The 14758-nt window shown below is 68.0% G+C and carries 11 protein-coding genes and 2 tRNA genes; 5 read left to right on the top strand and 8 right to left on the bottom strand.

The genetic code is table 11. The annotated features are described in order from the left end of the window. The first annotated feature begins 133 nt into the window (after positions 1-133). Both G4D77_RS22735 and mutY read left to right on the top strand, forming a co-directional pair. Positions 134-2131: a dynamin family protein gene (locus G4D77_RS22735; RefSeq protein ID WP_017405122.1), complete on the top strand. Its 1998-nt coding sequence runs from the start codon at positions 134-136 to the stop codon at positions 2129-2131. A 4-nt stretch (positions 2132-2135) separates the two neighbouring features. Beyond that, on the top strand, positions 2136-3206 hold the full coding sequence (gene mutY / locus G4D77_RS22740; RefSeq protein WP_154833634.1) for an A/G-specific adenine glycosylase: 1071 nt from the start codon (positions 2136-2138) through the stop codon (positions 3204-3206). 22 nt (positions 3207-3228) lie between these two features. On the opposite strand, the gene G4D77_RS22745 is transcribed toward mutY, so the two are convergent. The 7 genes from G4D77_RS22745 to G4D77_RS22775 form a co-directional block, all read right to left on the bottom strand. Continuing rightward, complete coding sequence (locus G4D77_RS22745) at positions 3229-3489, bottom strand: hypothetical protein (RefSeq protein WP_016445705.1); 261 nt, start codon at positions 3487-3489, stop codon at positions 3229-3231. Next, on the bottom strand, positions 3486-4919 hold the full coding sequence (gene creD, locus G4D77_RS22750) for a cell envelope integrity protein CreD (RefSeq protein ID WP_016445706.1): 1434 nt from the start codon (positions 4917-4919) through the stop codon (positions 3486-3488). Before creD ends, G4D77_RS22745 begins: the two co-directional genes overlap by 4 nt. A gap of 124 nt (positions 4920-5043) precedes the next feature. After that, the gene (gene creC / locus G4D77_RS22755) at positions 5044-6504 is read right to left on the bottom strand and encodes a two-component system sensor histidine kinase CreC (RefSeq protein ID WP_154833635.1); all 1461 of its coding nucleotides are present in this window, start codon (positions 6502-6504) and stop codon (positions 5044-5046) included. 16 nt (positions 6505-6520) lie between these two features. Continuing rightward, positions 6521-7243, bottom strand: coding sequence for a two-component system response regulator CreB (gene creB, locus G4D77_RS22760; protein ID WP_016445708.1), 723 nt, complete (start codon positions 7241-7243; stop codon positions 6521-6523). 30 nt (positions 7244-7273) lie between these two features. After that, entirely contained in the window at positions 7274-8176 is a 903-nt protein-coding gene (gene rapZ, locus G4D77_RS22765; protein ID WP_016445709.1) for an RNase adapter RapZ, read from the bottom strand. 4 nt (positions 8177-8180) lie between these two features. Further along, entirely contained in the window at positions 8181-9956 is a 1776-nt protein-coding gene (recN, locus tag G4D77_RS22770; RefSeq protein ID WP_046986090.1) for a DNA repair protein RecN, read from the bottom strand. Positions 9957-9958: 2 nt separating this feature from the next. Next, positions 9959-10855: an NAD kinase gene (locus tag G4D77_RS22775; protein WP_016451050.1), complete on the bottom strand. Its 897-nt coding sequence runs from the start codon at positions 10853-10855 to the stop codon at positions 9959-9961. A gap of 30 nt (positions 10856-10885) precedes the next feature. Between G4D77_RS22775 and hrcA the strand changes: the two genes are divergently transcribed. From hrcA to G4D77_RS22790, 3 genes are all read left to right on the top strand, one after another. After that, positions 10886-11890, top strand: a complete 1005-nt coding sequence (gene hrcA, locus G4D77_RS22780) for a heat-inducible transcriptional repressor HrcA (protein WP_016445711.1) — start codon at positions 10886-10888, stop codon at positions 11888-11890. A 67-nt stretch (positions 11891-11957) separates the two neighbouring features. After that, positions 11958-12036: transfer RNA gene (locus G4D77_RS22785), tRNA-Ile, on the top strand. A 168-nt stretch (positions 12037-12204) separates the two neighbouring features. After that, a tRNA-Arg gene (locus G4D77_RS22790) sits at positions 12205-12281 on the top strand. A gap of 79 nt (positions 12282-12360) precedes the next feature. On the opposite strand, the gene G4D77_RS22795 is transcribed toward G4D77_RS22790, so the two are convergent. After that, the gene (locus G4D77_RS22795) at positions 12361-14739 is read right to left on the bottom strand and encodes a CHASE2 domain-containing protein (RefSeq protein ID WP_213757741.1); all 2379 of its coding nucleotides are present in this window, start codon (positions 14737-14739) and stop codon (positions 12361-12363) included. Between the last annotated feature and the right edge of the window lie 19 nt (positions 14740-14758).

A 14758-nucleotide genomic window follows, 5' to 3' on the forward strand; every position in this document is an offset into this window, starting at 1 on the left:
TGGGGCGCAGCTGCGGGCAAAACGGGGCGACGGTGCTATATTTTGATGAGAAAAGGCATCACGCTTGCGGCGCAATGTCGAGGCGATCACTAAGCATCGGCAGGCATTGGCGATGCAATGGCGGGGGAAACACGTGGGACCATCATTCAACGAGCAATTCGACCAGCACGGCGCATGGCGCCGTGGCTTTGCGCAGCAATTGCATGCGCTGCGCGAATGGTTGCAGTCCCAGGAGCTGCTGGATGTCGCTGTGCAGGAGCGGCTGCAGCGGCTGGAAGCCCAGGTGCGTGGCGACAAGGTCATGGTGGCCTTCGTGGCCGAGTTCTCCCGCGGCAAGTCCGAGCTGATCAACGCAGTCTTCTTCGCCCACTACGGCCGCCGCCTCATGCCGGCCAGCGCAGGTCGCACCACCATGTGCCCGGCCGAGCTGGGCTGGGAAGCCGAACTGCAGCCCAGCCTGCGCCTGCTGCCCATCGATACGCGCGAATCGCTGGAAAGCCTGGGCCAGTGGCGCGCCCGGCCCGAGGCCTGGCTGCAGCTGCCGCTGGATGTGAACAATGCCCAGCAGATTGCCGACACGCTGGCCAAGGTGGCCGAGGTGCGCAAGGTGTCGGTGGATCTGGCGCGAACCTGGGGCTTCTGGCATGACGATGACCAGGGCGGCAATCCCTTCGTGGATGAGCAGGGCCTGGTGGAGGTGCCCATGTGGCGCCACGCGCTGATCAACATGCCCCATCCCCTGCTCAAGCAGGGGCTGGTCATTCTGGATACGCCCGGCCTGAATGCCGTGGGTGCCGAGCCCGAGCTGACCGTCAACCTCATCCCCCAGGCCCATGCCGTGGTCTTCGTGCTGGCGGCCGATACCGGCGTGACCAAGTCCGACCTGGCCATCTGGCGCGACCATGTGCTGCCGCCCGATGCGGCGTCGGGCCAGCAGGCACTGGCCGATTCGCGTCTGGTGGTGCTCAACAAGATAGATACGCTGTGGGATAGCCTCAGCTCCGCGACGCAGGTGCAGGCCCAGCTGCAGCGCCAGCGCCAGGAATCGGCCCAGATGCTGGGCCTGCCTGTGGAGCGGGTGTTGCCCGTGTCGGCACAAAAGGGCCTGGTGGCCAAGGTCTCCGGCAACGAGGCGCTGCTGCAGGCCAGCGGGCTGCCCATGTTCGAGAACATGCTGGCCGAGGGCATCATGGGCCAGCGCCAGAAGGTGCTGCAGACGGCTGTCAGGGCCAATGTGCAGCAGTTGCAGGTCGAGGTGGAGCGCGTGCTCAATATCCGCCGCCGCGACCTGGACGACCAGATGGCCGAGCTGCGCAGCCTGCGCGGCAAGAACGCCAGCGTGATTGCCTCCATGCGCAACCGCATCGAGAGCGAGCAGCGCGATTTCGATGCCAGCGCCGCCAGGATCCAGGCCGTGCGCCTGGTGCACATGCGCATGCTGCGCGACATCTTCCGCCAGCTCGGTTCCAGCGCGCTCAAGCAGGAACTGGTCGATCTCAAGGAGGCGCTGGAGCAGCGCGGCCTGAAGCTGGGCGCGCGCAAGGTCTACGCGGAAACCTTCGAACGCCTGCGCACCGTGGCGACGCGGGCCCAGGCGCAGGCCGGCGAGATCCAGTCCATGCTGGGCGCGACCTTCAAGGAACTCAATGCCGAGTTCGGCTTCTCGCTGCAGGCTCCTGCGCAGCTGGAGCTGACCGAGTTCGGTGGCGACCTGCAGCGCATCGAGGCCAGCTACACCCAGTACCTGGGCCTGGGCCACGCGCTCAGGCGCAGCAATCCCGCGTTTGCCCAGCGGCTGATCAAGGCCCTTGCCATGCGTCTGCGCACGGTCTTCGAGTCTGCGGCCAACGACGTGGACATGTGGAGCAAGTCCGCCACGGCCCAGCTGGATGCCCAATTGAAAGAGCGCAAGCGCAGCTTTGCCCGCCGCATCGAAGCGGTGGACCGCATCCAGAATGCGGCTTCGGGCCTGGTCGAGCGCATTGCCGAAATCGAGGCCGCCGACGAACAGCTCACGGCCTTGCAGCTGCAGCTGGGACAGGCCACCATGGAACTGCTGCAACCCCTGTCGCCCACGCCCGCCTTCCCCGGCCTGGCAAAGGCTGCACAGGAAACTTCACTGACTGCTTGATATCTTGACCTTTCCCTCGATTGCCACGCCCGTCGTGCAGTGGCAGGCGTCGCATGGACGCAATCACCTGCCCTGGCAGCAGACGCGCGATCCCTACCGCGTCTGGCTCTCTGAAATCATGCTGCAGCAGACCCAGGTGAGCACCGTGCTGGGCTACTACCAGCGCTTTCTTGATGCCTTTCCCGATGTCGCCAGCCTCGCGGCCGCGCCGCAGGATGCCGTGCTGGCGCTGTGGAGCGGCCTGGGCTACTACAGCCGTGCGCGCAACCTGCACCGCTGCGCCCAGGCCGTGGTCCAGGAGTGGGGTGGTGCCTTTCCACGCAGGGCCGAGGATCTGGCCACGCTGCCCGGCATAGGCCGGTCCACGGCGGGCGCCATCGCGTCCTTTTGCTTTTCCGAGCGTGTGCCCATCCTCGATGCCAATGTGCGGCGCGTGCTCACGCGCGTGCTGGCCTTCGATGCCGATCTGGCCGTGGCCAGGAACGAGCGCGAACTGTGGGACCTGGCCCAGCAGCTGTGCCCCACCGAGGACCTGCAGCAGGCCATGCCCCGCTATACCCAGGGCCTGATGGATCTGGGTGCCACCATCTGCACGCCGCGCAAGCCCAGCTGCCTGGTCTGTCCGCTGCAGCAGCAGTGCCGGGCGGCCCGCTTCGGCAATCCCGAAAACTACCCCGTGCGAACGCGCAAGCTCAAGCGCAGTTCCGAGGCCTGGTGGCTGCTGATCGCCGTGGACGGGCAAGGCCGCGTCTGGCTGGAGCGCCGCCCGCAGCAGGGCATCTGGGCGGGCCTTTATGCGCCTCCCGTGTTCAATGAACGCGAGGCGCTGGAGCAGGCCGCCGCACGGCACTGGCCCGCCGCACGATCCGCCGACTGGACCGAGCTGCCGGCTTTCCTGCATGTGCTCACCCACCGTGATTTGCATCTGCATCCGGTGCGCGTGTCTGTCCATGGCAGCGGCCCGGATGCTGCCATGGCAGACGGCCAGGGCTGCTGGGCCGATGCCAGGGCCTGGGCCGACATGGGCCTGCCGGCCCCGGTGCGCAAGCTGCTGGATGCGCAGTTTGCGGGCTGAAGCCCAAGGCCGCCGCGTCTTCCTAGAACGTGCGGCGCGGCAGGAGCAGGGCGCAGCGCAGCAGCATCCACGCCAGCCATTGTTCACGTGCGCCCGGCTTGCGCCGTGCGCGTGCGGCGGCCTCGGCAATGTGCAGACGCAGGCTGAACAGGGCCTGGCGGTCGCCCCTTTGCACCGCCTGGTGCCAGGCCTGCTCGCAGCGCTGGCGTTCCAGCGCCTGATCGAGCGGGCTGCGCACGCCGGGCACATCGGCCGTGCCAGGGGTGTCGGTGAGGACGTTCATGGCTGCAGCGCTCCCACGGTTGGGCGGGTGCCTGCGTCTGCATCGCCGCGGTCGCCATCCTGCCGGCCAAAGGCATACCAGTCCACATGCCGTGTGCAGACCATGATCAGGGCCAGCACGGCGAACAGCGCGATGGAGCCCACGATGAGCGCGCTTTGCTCCAGCTGCAGCAGCACATACAGCAGGCCGTAGAGCGAGGCGATTCCCGCAGCAAACGGCAGGCCGCGCTGCAGGCTGCCCAGGATGTGGCTCGCGTAGTAGGCCAGCAGCAGCACGCAGGCCGAGGCAGCAATGCCGTAGGCGCTGGCAAATCCCATGTGCTCCGACAGGCTGATCAGCAGCAGGAAGAAGCTGCACAGCGCCGATCCCACCAGCAGGTACTGGATGGGGTGCACGCGCAATTGCTTGAGCACCTCGAACAGGCCGACGGCCACAAAGGTCAGCACCACGAAGAGCAGGCCGTACTTGGTGGCCCGGTCGCTCAGCGAGTAGGCGTTGATGGGATCCACGAAGTCTGTGTCCAGCGACTCCAGGCAGGGGCCGCTGCTGGGCGCGTGCGCCGTGGCGGCGTATTCCTCCATGTCGCGGCGGCCTGGCTGGCACAGCGGCTGCTGGTCGGTGAAGGCCTGGCGCGCGGAAGAGGCCAGTGCCGAGAGATTCCAGCTGGCGTTGAATCCCTTGTCGCTGACTTCACGCCGGTTGGGCAGGAAGCTGCCGCCGAACGAGGGGTGGGGCCAATCGGCCGACAGCTGGACCTGGCTGTGGCTGCCCAGCGGCACGAAGGCCAGCTTTTCGGTGCCCACCAGTTCCAGGGCAATCTTCAGCTCAAGGGGCTCGTCCTTCTTGAGCAGGGCAGGCGCCAGCTCCGCCTGCAGGCCTTGCGAGTAGCGTTCCAGCGAGGTACCGGGTCCCACGTCCAGGCTCTTGCCGCCGGCCTCGATGGTGGCCGAGCGTATACCGCGCGGATCGGTCAGCGACAGCGCCACGCGCAGTGCGCCGCAGCGCACGGCCTGGTTGGCTGTCGCTTCGATGGACGGCTTTTCCAGGTACTGCGCGGCATGGGTGAAGCTGGCGCTGATGCTGTCCTGCATGGCGTAGGTGCTGACCTGGTGCAGGCCGCGCGAGCGCTCTTCCATGCGTGCCGTTGCCTCATGGCGCAGTTGGTCGGGCAGCAGCATGCGCTGGAACTGGCGCGTGGTCCATTCCGTCTTGCTGCCCTTTTCTATGCCGGTGGTCTCGGTGCAGTTTTGCACCAGCACCGGTCCCATCAGCGTCTGGCGTCCGGCCAGGCTGGCGACCACGCCCTGCACGGCGTTGTCGCGGTTGCGTATGCGGTCGCGCACCACGTCATGTACCAGGCCCAGGCCCAGCATCAAAAGGCCCAGCATGACCAGCAGGGCCACGCCTTTGGCAAGAAGTCGGTTCTTCATTCCACATCCCGTTCGTTGATCGTGGACGCAGTCTGGGCGGGGGCTGTGTGGCCGGAATGAAGTCTGTGAAGTGAAGGTGAAGTCGGGTTCGCGCCGCCAAATCCGAGTGAACAGGCCCTGGAGGTCAGGGGGCCCGCTGTGGCCAGTTCAGCGTGACACGCAGGCCCGGGTGGGCGTTGGCGGCCTGCATGCTGCCGCCGTGCAGCAGCATGATGCGCAGCACGATGGACAGGCCCAGTCCCGTGCCGCTGCGTTCTCCGTTGGGGCGGGGGGTGGTGAAGAAGCGCTCGCCCAGCCGGCCCAGCAGGGCCTCGGGCACACCGGGGCCGTGGTCGCGCACGCTGACGCGGCCGGGCTCCAGGTCCACGTGGATGCTGCTGCCCTCTGGGGCGAAGTCGATGGCGTTGCTCAGCAGGTTGCTGAGGGCCAGCACCACCAGGTCCTGCTCCCAGGGGCCGCTGCTGTCCTGGCCGTGCAGCACCAGCTGGATGCGGCGCTGGTGCGCAGCGCTGTGGACTTGCGCCATGGCCTGTTCGGCACAGGCCTGCAGGCTGCAGGCCGTGTGCGGGTGCAGGGCGCGGCGCTGCTCCAGCTGGCTCAGGCGCAGCAACTGGTCCACGAGGTTCTGCAGGCGCTGGCACTGGTCCACCACCTGGCGCGCGAACAGCTCGCGGTCGGCGGCGGGCAGGTCTTCCTGCAGCAGCTCGCCTGCGCCACGGATGGCGGCCACGGGGCTCTTGAGTTCGTGCGTGAGGGCGCGCACATAGCCCTCGATGTAGTCGCGCCCCTCCAGGCGGCTGCGCATGTTCTCCATGGCGCGGGCCAGTTCGCCCAGCTCGCCGGGCATGCGTGGCGCCTCGGGCATGGGCGGGGCGGTGGTGGGGGAGGCGGCCTCGTTGAGCGTGGGCGCCTGTACCTGCTGGGCATAGCTGCGCAGGCGCCGCACATGGATGACCAGCCACCAGGTCACGGCAAAGCCCACGCCGGCCGACAGCAGGAGGAACAGCAGGCCGCCGCGCAGCATCTTGCTTTCCGCGCTGTCCACGATCTTCTGCACCGAGTGCGCGGGCTTGGAGGCCGTGAGCACGCCCGCAATGCGGCCTTCCACCATGATGGGTGCCGACACATACATGACGCTGCTGGCCTCGTCGTTCTGCACCTCGCGCGTGGTGCGTGCGCCGTATTCGCCGCGCAGCGTGCGGTGCACGTCGCGCCAGCGCGAGTAGTCGGCGCCCTGGTCCAGGCCGGCCGAGTCGAACAGCACCAGGCCTTGCTGGTCGGTGATGGTGACGCGCATGTCCAGGCTGGTCTTGCGCGTGTCCCAGATCCAGACCTTGACGGTCTGGTTGGCATAGGCCTGCATGTGGTGCGCGAAGCGGCTGTCCGCAAGGCTTTGCTGCAGCACGCCGCTGGCCATGTCGTCGCTGGCCAGCGCGGCCAGGGCGTAGGCGGTTTCGACCAGCGTGTCCTCGGTCACCTTGCGCACGCTGGGCTTGACCTCGACCATGAAGACGCGCAGCACGAAGAATGCGGCCAGGCCGTTGATGACGAAAAAGGCGAAGAACAGCCGCAGTCCGAGGCGCATGGCGTGCGGCGGCGTGTCAGCCCGGCAGCGTCAGGCTGTAGCCCATGCCGCGGTGGGTGGTGATGAAGTCCTGCTGCGGCACCTGGGCACGCAGCTTGGCGCGCAGGGTCTTGACGTGGGTGTCCACGGTGCGGTCCGTGCTGTCGCTGTCCTGGCCCCAGATGCTGTCGAGCAGGAACTCGCGGCTCAGGATGCGTCCGGGGCGCTCCAGCAGGCAGCGCAGCAGCTGGTACTCGCGCCGCGTCAGCTCCAGGGGCACGCCCTGCATGCGCACGCGCTGGCCTTGCGTATCGATGCTGAACAGGGCATCTGCCGGCGGCGCTGTGCTGGCTGTGGGCGCGGGCTGCAGGCGCTGCGCACGGCGCAGCAGGGCGCGGGTGCGGGCCACCAGCTCGCGCGGGCTGAAGGGTTTGGTCAGGTAGTCGTCGGCGCCCAGCTCCAGGCCCAGCACGCGGTCCATTTCCTCGCCGCGTGCGCTGAGCACCAGCAGCGGCACGGCGGCGCCGGCCTGGCGCAGCTCGCGGCACCAGTCCAGGCCGTTGCCATCGGGCAGGCCCACGTCCAGCAGCAGGGCATCGGGCGGCTGCGCCTGCCATTGCGCGCGTGCATCGGCCAGCTGCAGGCAGTGGCGCACGGCGATGCCGTCACGCTCCAGCGCATAGCAGACGGTGCGCGCGATGGCGGGATCGTCCTCCACCAGCAACACGCGCGGGGCGTTCGTCATCGGCATGCCTTGCATCGCAGTATTCCGGGAGCGGACCCTGGCGCTTCAGATGTCGTGCGCAAGCAGGTCGGCAGGCTTGGGGGTGGGGCGGCTGTCCAGCGAGCGGTGCCGGCACAGGGTGGGCCAGCGCGGGGCGAAGTGCCGCGCCAGTTCCTCGACCAGGAAGACCGAGCGGTGCTGTCCCCCCGTGCAGCCGATGGCCACGGTGACATAGCTGCGGTGGTTGCTGGCCATCATGTCCAGCCAGGACTCCAGGAACTGCTGGATGTCTCGGCGCATCTGGTCCACGCCGGGCTGCTGGCGCAGGAACTCGGCCACGGGCGCATCCATGCCGGTCAGCGGGCGCAGCTGGGGTTCGTAGTGCGGATTGGGCAGCATGCGCACATCGAATACATAGTCGGAATCCGAGGGCAGGCCGTGCTTGAAGCCGAAGGACTGGAAGACCAGGGTCATCTGGCCCACCGGGGCCGCAATCAGCTCCTTGATATAGCTTTGCAGCTGGGACGAGCGCAGGTGGCTGGTGTCGATGACATGCGATTTCTCGCGCAATTCGCCCAGCAGTTCGCGCTCGGTTTCTATGTCCTGCACCAGGGCGCGGCGGCCCTCGGCGACAGGCCCTTGCGACAGAGGATGGCGGCGCCGCGTTTCGGAGAAGCGCCGCACCAGGGTGCCCGTGGTGGCGTCCAGAAAGACCAGGTGGGGCACGACACCCTGGCGCTGCAGCCGCTCCAGCTGCCCGGGCAGGTGGGGCAATCCCCCGGCGCTGCGCGCATCCATGGCGATGGCCACCTTGTTGCTGTGGCGGCCGTGCTCCAGTTCGACGAAGGCGGACAGTAGCTCGGGAGGCAGGTTGTCCACGCAGTAGTAGCCGGCATCCTCCAGCGCATGCAGGGCGACGGATTTGCCCGATCCGGACATCCCGGTGATCAGCACGATCTCAAGCGACATGGCATCAGCCTCCATTGGTGTTGCGCGCGCCGTTGGCCGCACGGCCCGGCTTGGGCCGGGTACGCTGCGCGTCGGCCTGCGGCCGCTGCCGGCCGGGCCTGCGCGGCGCCGGGCGGGGCGGGGGTGCCTGGCGCGCCATGGCCAGCATTTCGCGGGCATGGGCCATCGTGGTTTCGGACTGGCGCTCGCCGCCCAGCATGCGGGCCAGCTCTGCCTCGCGCGCGGTGCTGTCCAGCGGCTGCACGGTGCTGAGCGTGCCCTGCCTTGCGCGCTGCTTGGCCACCAGATAGTGGTGGTCGGCACAGGCCGCGACCTGCGGCAGATGGGTGACGGACAGCACCTGGCGCGATCGGCCCAGCGCATGCATGAGGCGGCCCACGGTCTCGGCGACGGCGCCGCCCACGCCCGAGTCCACCTCGTCGAAGATCAGCGTGCCGGCCTCGCCCAGCTCGCTGGTGGTCACGGCAATGGCCAGCGAAATGCGCGACAGCTCGCCGCCCGACGCCACCTTGGCAATCGGCTTGGGGCTGGCTCCAGGATGGCCGGCGACCAGGAAGGCCACGCTGTCCACGCCAAAGGCACCGGGAGAATCGGCTGTGGACAGGGCGGCCTCGAACAGGCCGCCTTCCATGCCCAGGCCCTGCATGGCCTGGGTGATGGCGCGCGACAGGCGCGGCGCAGCCAGGGCGCGTTGCTGCGACAGCACCCGGGCGCTGGCCTGGTAGTGCTGCTGCGCGGATTGCTCTGCAGCGTGCAGGGCCTCTATGTCCACGGCGGCATCCAGCTGCTGCAGCTCCTGGCGCCAGCCGGCCAGCAGTGCCGGCAGCTCATCGGGCGTGCGGCGGTAGCGGCGCGCCAGCTGCATCCACAGCGACAGGCGTGCATCCAGCTCGGCCAGGCGTTCGGGGTCCAGGTCGGCGCGGCGCAGATAGGCCTGCAGCGAATGGCGCGCATCCTGCACCTGGGCCGTGCACGAGGCCAGCACGTCGGCGATGTTCTGGAACTCGGGCTCCAGGTGTTCCTGGTTCTGTATCAGATGGCTGGCGCGGCCCAGCGGAGTGATCACGCCGGCCTCGTCGTCCTCCAGCATCTGCAGCGTGGTCTGGGCGGTGTCTATCAGGGTCTGGGCATGCGACAGGCGCGTGTGCTGGGCATTAAGCTCGTCCCACTCGTCGGCCTGCGGGGCCAGCTTGTCGAGTTCGGTGATCTGCCACTGCAGCCGTTCGCGTTCGCGCTGCAGGCTGTCCTGGGCGGATTGCGCATGCTGCAGGGCTTGTCGTGCCTGGCTCCAGCGGCTCCAGCAGGCCTGGACCTCGCGGCTGTCTATGCCTGCATAGGCGTCCAGCAGCGCGCGTGCTGCGTCGGGTCGCGTGAGGCTTTGCCAGGCATGCTGGCCGTGGATGTCGATCAGCTGCTCGCCCAGGGCGCGCAGCTGCGTGGCCGTGGCCGGCGTGCCGTTGATCCAGGCGCGGCTGCGGCCCTGGGTGTCCACCGTGCGCCGCAGCAGCAGGCTGTTGTCCTCGCAGGCCAGGCCTGCCGCCTCCAGCCAGGGGCGCAGCCGCGCGCAGCCGTCGAACTCCACGCAGATATCGGCCTGGGGGCAGCCTTCGCGCACCACGTCGGCGTCGGCGCGGGCGCCCAGGGCCAGCTGCAATGCATCGATCAGGATGGATTTGCCGGCGCCGGTCTCGCCGGTCAGCACGGTGAAGCCCGCATGCCAGTCCAGATCCAGGGCCTGCACGATCACGAAGTCGCGCAGCACGATGCGCTTGAGCGCCATGGTCAGGCGCCTCCCTCGTTCCAGCCCAGTTTCTTGCGCAGCGTGGCGAAGTAGTTCCAGCCCTTGGGGTGCAGAAAGCGCACGCTGTGGTGGGCGCGGCTCACGAGGATGCGGTCGCCGTGCTGCAGCGAGGCCAGCGACTGCATGTCGAAATTGGCGCTGACATCGCGCCCGGCCACGACTTCGATCGTGACCTCGTTGGCATCGGACAGCACGATGGGGCGATTGGACAGGTTGTGCGGCGCAATGGGTGCCATGACCCAGGCGGGGATGGACGGATGCATCATCGGCCCGCCAGCGGACAGGGCATAGGCCGTGGAGCCCGTGGGCGTGGCCACGATCAGGCCGTCGGCGCGCTGGTTGGAGACAAAGCGGCCGCCGACCTCGATGCGCAACTCCACCATGCCGGAGGTGCCGCCGCGGTTGACCACCACGTCGTTCATGGCCAGGGCCTCGAACACGCATTCGCCCTCGCGGATCACGCGGGCGCACATCAGGGGACGCAGGTCTTCTTCGTACTCGCCCTGCAGCATGGGGGTGAGCGTGGCCTCGAAGTCCTCCAGCGCGATGTCGGTGACAAAGCCCAGGCGGCCCTGGTTCACCCCGATCAGGGGCGTTCCGTATTGCGCCAGGTGCCGGCTCACGCCGAGCATGGTGCCGTCGCCGCCGACGACCAGGCCCAGGTCGCAATGCCTGCCCAGGCCATCGACATCGAGGGTGGGGTAGTCTGTGAGCCCTGCGTGCAGGGCCGATTGGGTATCGAGCACGACTTCGCAGCCCTGGCGCCTGAGGAAGTCCGCAATGCGCTCGAGCGCGTTGCTGGCATTCTCGGACGGGGCGCTTGCGCTGGGAGCGTGGTACTTCCCGATCAAGGCAACGTGGCGAAACGTGGACGTCATTTCTGGAAATTACATCATTAAAATCATCACATGCTCGACGAACGTGCCAAGTTGTTGCTCAAAGCGCTGATCGAGCGTTACATCGCTGACGGCCAGCCTGTGGGCTCGCGGACCCTGTCGCGTGCGTCGGGGCTTGAATTGTCGCCTGCCACGATACGCAATGTGATGGCTGACCTCGAAGACCTGGGGTTGATCATCAGTCCGCACACCTCGGCCGGCCGCATTCCGACCGCCCGGGGCTACCGGCTGTTCGTGGACACCATGCTCACGGCGGACCGTGCAGATATCGTGACGCCCGAGCTCGTGCCCGAGCAGCCGCAGAAAGTCATAGCCAACGCCGCCAATCTGCTGTCCAGCCTTTCCCAGTTCGTGGGCGTGGTGCTGGTGCCTCGCCGTACCTCGGTGTTCAAGCACATCGAATTCGTGCGACTGTCGGAGCGGCGCTTTCTGGTCATCATCGTCTCGCCCGACGGTGACGTGCAAAACCGCGTCATCTTCACCGACGTGGATTACTCGGCCTCTCAGCTGATCGAGGCATCGAACTTTCTCAACAGCCACTACGCAGGCCTGGCCATGGAAGAGGTGCGCGAGCGCCTCAAGGGCGAGGTCGAGCTTTTGCGCGGCGAGGTGGCCACCCTCATGCAGGCAGCCGTCAACGTGGGCACGGAGGCCATGACCAGTGCCCAGGAGGACGTGGTCATCGCGGGCGAGCGCAACCTGCTGTCGGTCAGCGATTTCTCCAGCGACATGGGCAATCTGCGCCGCGCCTTCGACCTGTTCGAGCAAAAGACCCAGATCCTCAGGCTGCTGGATTTCTCCAGCCAGGCTGAAGGTGTGCGCATCTACATCGGGGGCGAAAGCCAGGTCGTGCCCTTCGAGGAGCTGTCCGTGGTCAGCGCGCCCTACGAGCTCGACGGCAAGGTGGTGGGCACGCTGGGCGTGATCGGCCCCACCCGCATGCACTACGACCGCATGATCCAGATCGTGGACATCACCTCCAAGCTGGTCAGCAACGCGCTGAGCCACAAGCGCTGAGCCGCGCAGGTTAGGATCTACAATAGCTGTTTGCCATGGCGTGCATCCGCGCTGCCTTGGTGAATCAGGGGCCTTAGCTCATGCTTGGTTAGAGCAGCGGACTCATAATCCGTTGGTGCCCAGTTCGACTCTGGGAGGCCCTACCATTCATTGGTATGAAAAAGCCTGCCGCCTTTCCGGGCGGCAGGCTTTTTTGCTGGGCGCGACGCTGCCGGCTGGCATGGCTGCCATTGAATGCGACTTCCAGGTTTTTTGCAGAAATATGGCGCTTTTGCCTGGAAGCTCCAAAACCCGCTGCTACAATGCGAAGCGTTGCGGCTGTAGCTCAGCTGGATAGAGTACTTGGCTACGAACCAAGGGGTCGTGGGTTCGATTCCTGCCAGCCGCACCAAAAAACGCAAAGCCCTGAAGTTGAAAGACTTCAGGGCTTTTTCGTTTTCACGGGCCCTCCGCCGGGATGACACCCCCGGTCAGGCTTGCTGCGCCTTCGGCAGCACGATGCTGAAGGTGCTTCCCTGGCCTGGCGCGCTTTCTATCTGCAGCTGCCCGCCATGGCGGGCAGCCACGGTGCGGACAAAGGCCAGCCCAAGGCCTGCGCCGTCCAGGTGCTGATGGTGGTCCAGGCGCTCGAAGGGCTGGCTCAGGCGGGCGACGGCCTGCGCATCCATGCCGGGTCCGTGGTCCCGGATGGCGATGCGGCAATGGCCGGCGTCCTGCAGCAGCAGGCATTGCACCGTGGCGCCGCTTGCCGGTTGCCCGTGCGCTCCGTACTTGATGGCGTTGCCGATCAGGTTGACGGCTGCGCGGTGGAGCATGCCCGGGTCGCCCAGCACGGGGCATTCCTGCTCGGGCAGGCTGAATTCCAGCTGCACATGGGCGGCGCTGGCCTGGGCCCAGCAGCTTTCCACGGCCTGGTCCAGCACCAGGCCCAGGTCCAGCTGCTGCTGGCGCAGCGCCTGCTGCTGGGCACGAGCCAGGTGCACGAAATCGTCGGCCAGCTGCAGGGAGGCCTGGGCATAGCCTTCGATGCGCGGGAGCAGCATGCCCAGGTCGGGCGCTTGTACGGAACCACGCTGCATCTCCAGCAAGGTGATGATGGATGCCACGGGCGCCCGGATGTCGTGCGAGATGAACTGCATGGCCTGGTCGCGCTGGGCCTGGGCGCTGCGCAGATCGCTGATATCGACCAGGGTGATCAGCCAGCCCGTGGTGGGCGGAGCCTCGAAGGCCTGGACCAGCAGCATCAGGCTGCGGCCGCGGCCGTCGCGCCCCTCGCTGCTGAGCGGCAGGCCGCCGGCGGCAAGCGCCCTGGCCGTGAGCAGTGGGCTGCCGGCTTGCGGGCCGGGCGCCGTGTCCAGCGCCCGCAGGCCATCGAGCAGCCTGGGAAGGGAGTCGCCAGCGCGCAGGTCGTGATCCAGGCTGCGCGCATAGGCATGGGCCGCGGCATTGGCCAGCAGCACATGGCCCTGGCGGTCGCAGACAAAGGTGGGCGAGGGCAACTGGCGCAGGCTTTCGCTGACGAAATGGTGCAGGGCGCGCAGTTGCCGCGAAGCCTGCTCGACGGCGGCAATGCGCTGGTCCAGCAGGTCGCCGCCCAGGCGCAGCGCGGTGGGCAGGCCCTGGCCCTGCAGGTCTCGCAGTTCCAGCGCCAGAAAGCGGGCGGCGGCGCGCAGGCGCAGCCAGCTCCACAGCGGATAGGCCAGGGCCAGGCCCAGAAGGGCTGCGGCAGGGGCCGTCTGCACCTGCAAGATGCGTGGTGCCAGCCCGGCCAGCGACAGGCAGGCCAGGGCCAGCAGCGCGCAGGCCAGCATGCCGCCCGAAGGGCCCAGCCAGGCCAGGGCCAGCAGGGCCAGCAGCACGGCTGCGGTGTTGAGCGCACGGTCCAGCCCCGCCGAAGCGCGGTGTACGTGCGAGCCCTGCAGGCTGCCGTTGAGCACATGGGCCAGCATTTCCACGCTGGAGATGGGGCGCGCGCTGGCACCCAGCGGTGCGGTGAACTGCGCTCCCAGTCCGGCGGCCGTCGTTCCTATGAGCACGTATTTGCCGCGAAATGCCGCAGCAGGAATGCGGCCGCGCAGCACGTCGATGTACGAATAGGTGGTGAAGGGCGAGCGGTCACGCGCGCCCTGCTCGGGCCTGGCCTGTGCGAAGGCAATGATCTCCCGCTGGCGGCGCTGCCATGCGGGTGTGCCGGGGTCCAGCGGCGGCACGGGTTCGGGGCGGGCGCATGCGCGGCCGTGCTGGCCCACGCAGTGCAGGGCCAGCGCCATGTGCCACCAGGGCTGCTGCGCGCTGCCTTCAATGGCATGGAAGCTGCGCACGGCGCCGTCGGAATCCACGGGCAGCTGGGTGTGGCCCAGCGCTGCCGCAGCCTGTGCAAAGGCCGGCAGCGGATCCGTGCCCGGCGCCACGGGCAAGGCGGTGCGGCCGCTGCGCTGCAGGACGCGCGCCAGCAGCAGGTCATCGCCGGGATAGTCCAGATCTTCTTCGCTGAGCATCACGTCCAGGCCGATGGCGCGCGGCGGGGCCTGGCTGATGCGCTCCAGCAGGCCCGCGTGCAGGGCACGCCTCCAGGGCCAGCGGCCTATGGCGTCGATGCTGGCATCGTCGATGGCCACGATGACGATGTCCTGAGATGCCTTGGGGCGGTGCAGCCAGCTGGCCGTGTCCTGCACCAGTCCGTTGATGCGCTCCAGCTGCCCGTCACCGCTGAGCCAGAACACCAGGGACAGCAGTCCCGCCGCCAGCAGCAGCCAGTCCCGCCGCAGCCCCCGGCCACGCGCGGGCGCCGGCTGCACCTGCTGCGCCGGCGTGGCGGGACTGTCAGGCGAAGGCGGCAGGGTGGACAAGCGCGGTCAAGGATTGAAC

The sequence above is a fragment of the Delftia sp. WY8 genome (assembly GCF_018437695.1).
GTDB lineage: Bacteria > Pseudomonadota > Gammaproteobacteria > Burkholderiales > Burkholderiaceae_C > Comamonas > Comamonas tsuruhatensis.

What these genes read in the sequence shown, in the direction of transcription:
- G4D77_RS22745 (WP_016445705.1), bottom strand. Translation starts at nt 3,489, where the DNA reads ATGAACGTCCTCACCGACACCCCTGGCACGGCCGATGTGCCCGGCGTG.
- creD (WP_016445706.1), bottom strand. Translation starts at nt 4,919, where the DNA reads ATGAAGAACCGACTTCTTGCCAAAGGCGTGGCCCTGCTGGTCATGCTG.
- creC (WP_154833635.1), bottom strand. Translation starts at nt 6,504, where the DNA reads ATGCGCCTCGGACTGCGGCTGTTCTTCGCCTTTTTCGTCATCAACGGC.
- creB (WP_016445708.1), bottom strand. Translation starts at nt 7,243, where the DNA reads ATGCAAGGCATGCCGATGACGAACGCCCCGCGCGTGTTGCTGGTGGAG.
- rapZ (WP_016445709.1), bottom strand. Translation starts at nt 8,176, where the DNA reads ATGTCGCTTGAGATCGTGCTGATCACCGGGATGTCCGGATCGGGCAAA.
- recN (WP_046986090.1), bottom strand. Translation starts at nt 9,956, where the DNA reads ATGGCGCTCAAGCGCATCGTGCTGCGCGACTTCGTGATCGTGCAGGCC.
- G4D77_RS22775 (WP_016451050.1), bottom strand. Translation starts at nt 10,855, where the DNA reads ATGACGTCCACGTTTCGCCACGTTGCCTTGATCGGGAAGTACCACGCT.
- hrcA (WP_016445711.1), top strand. Translation starts at nt 10,886, where the DNA reads ATGCTCGACGAACGTGCCAAGTTGTTGCTCAAAGCGCTGATCGAGCGT.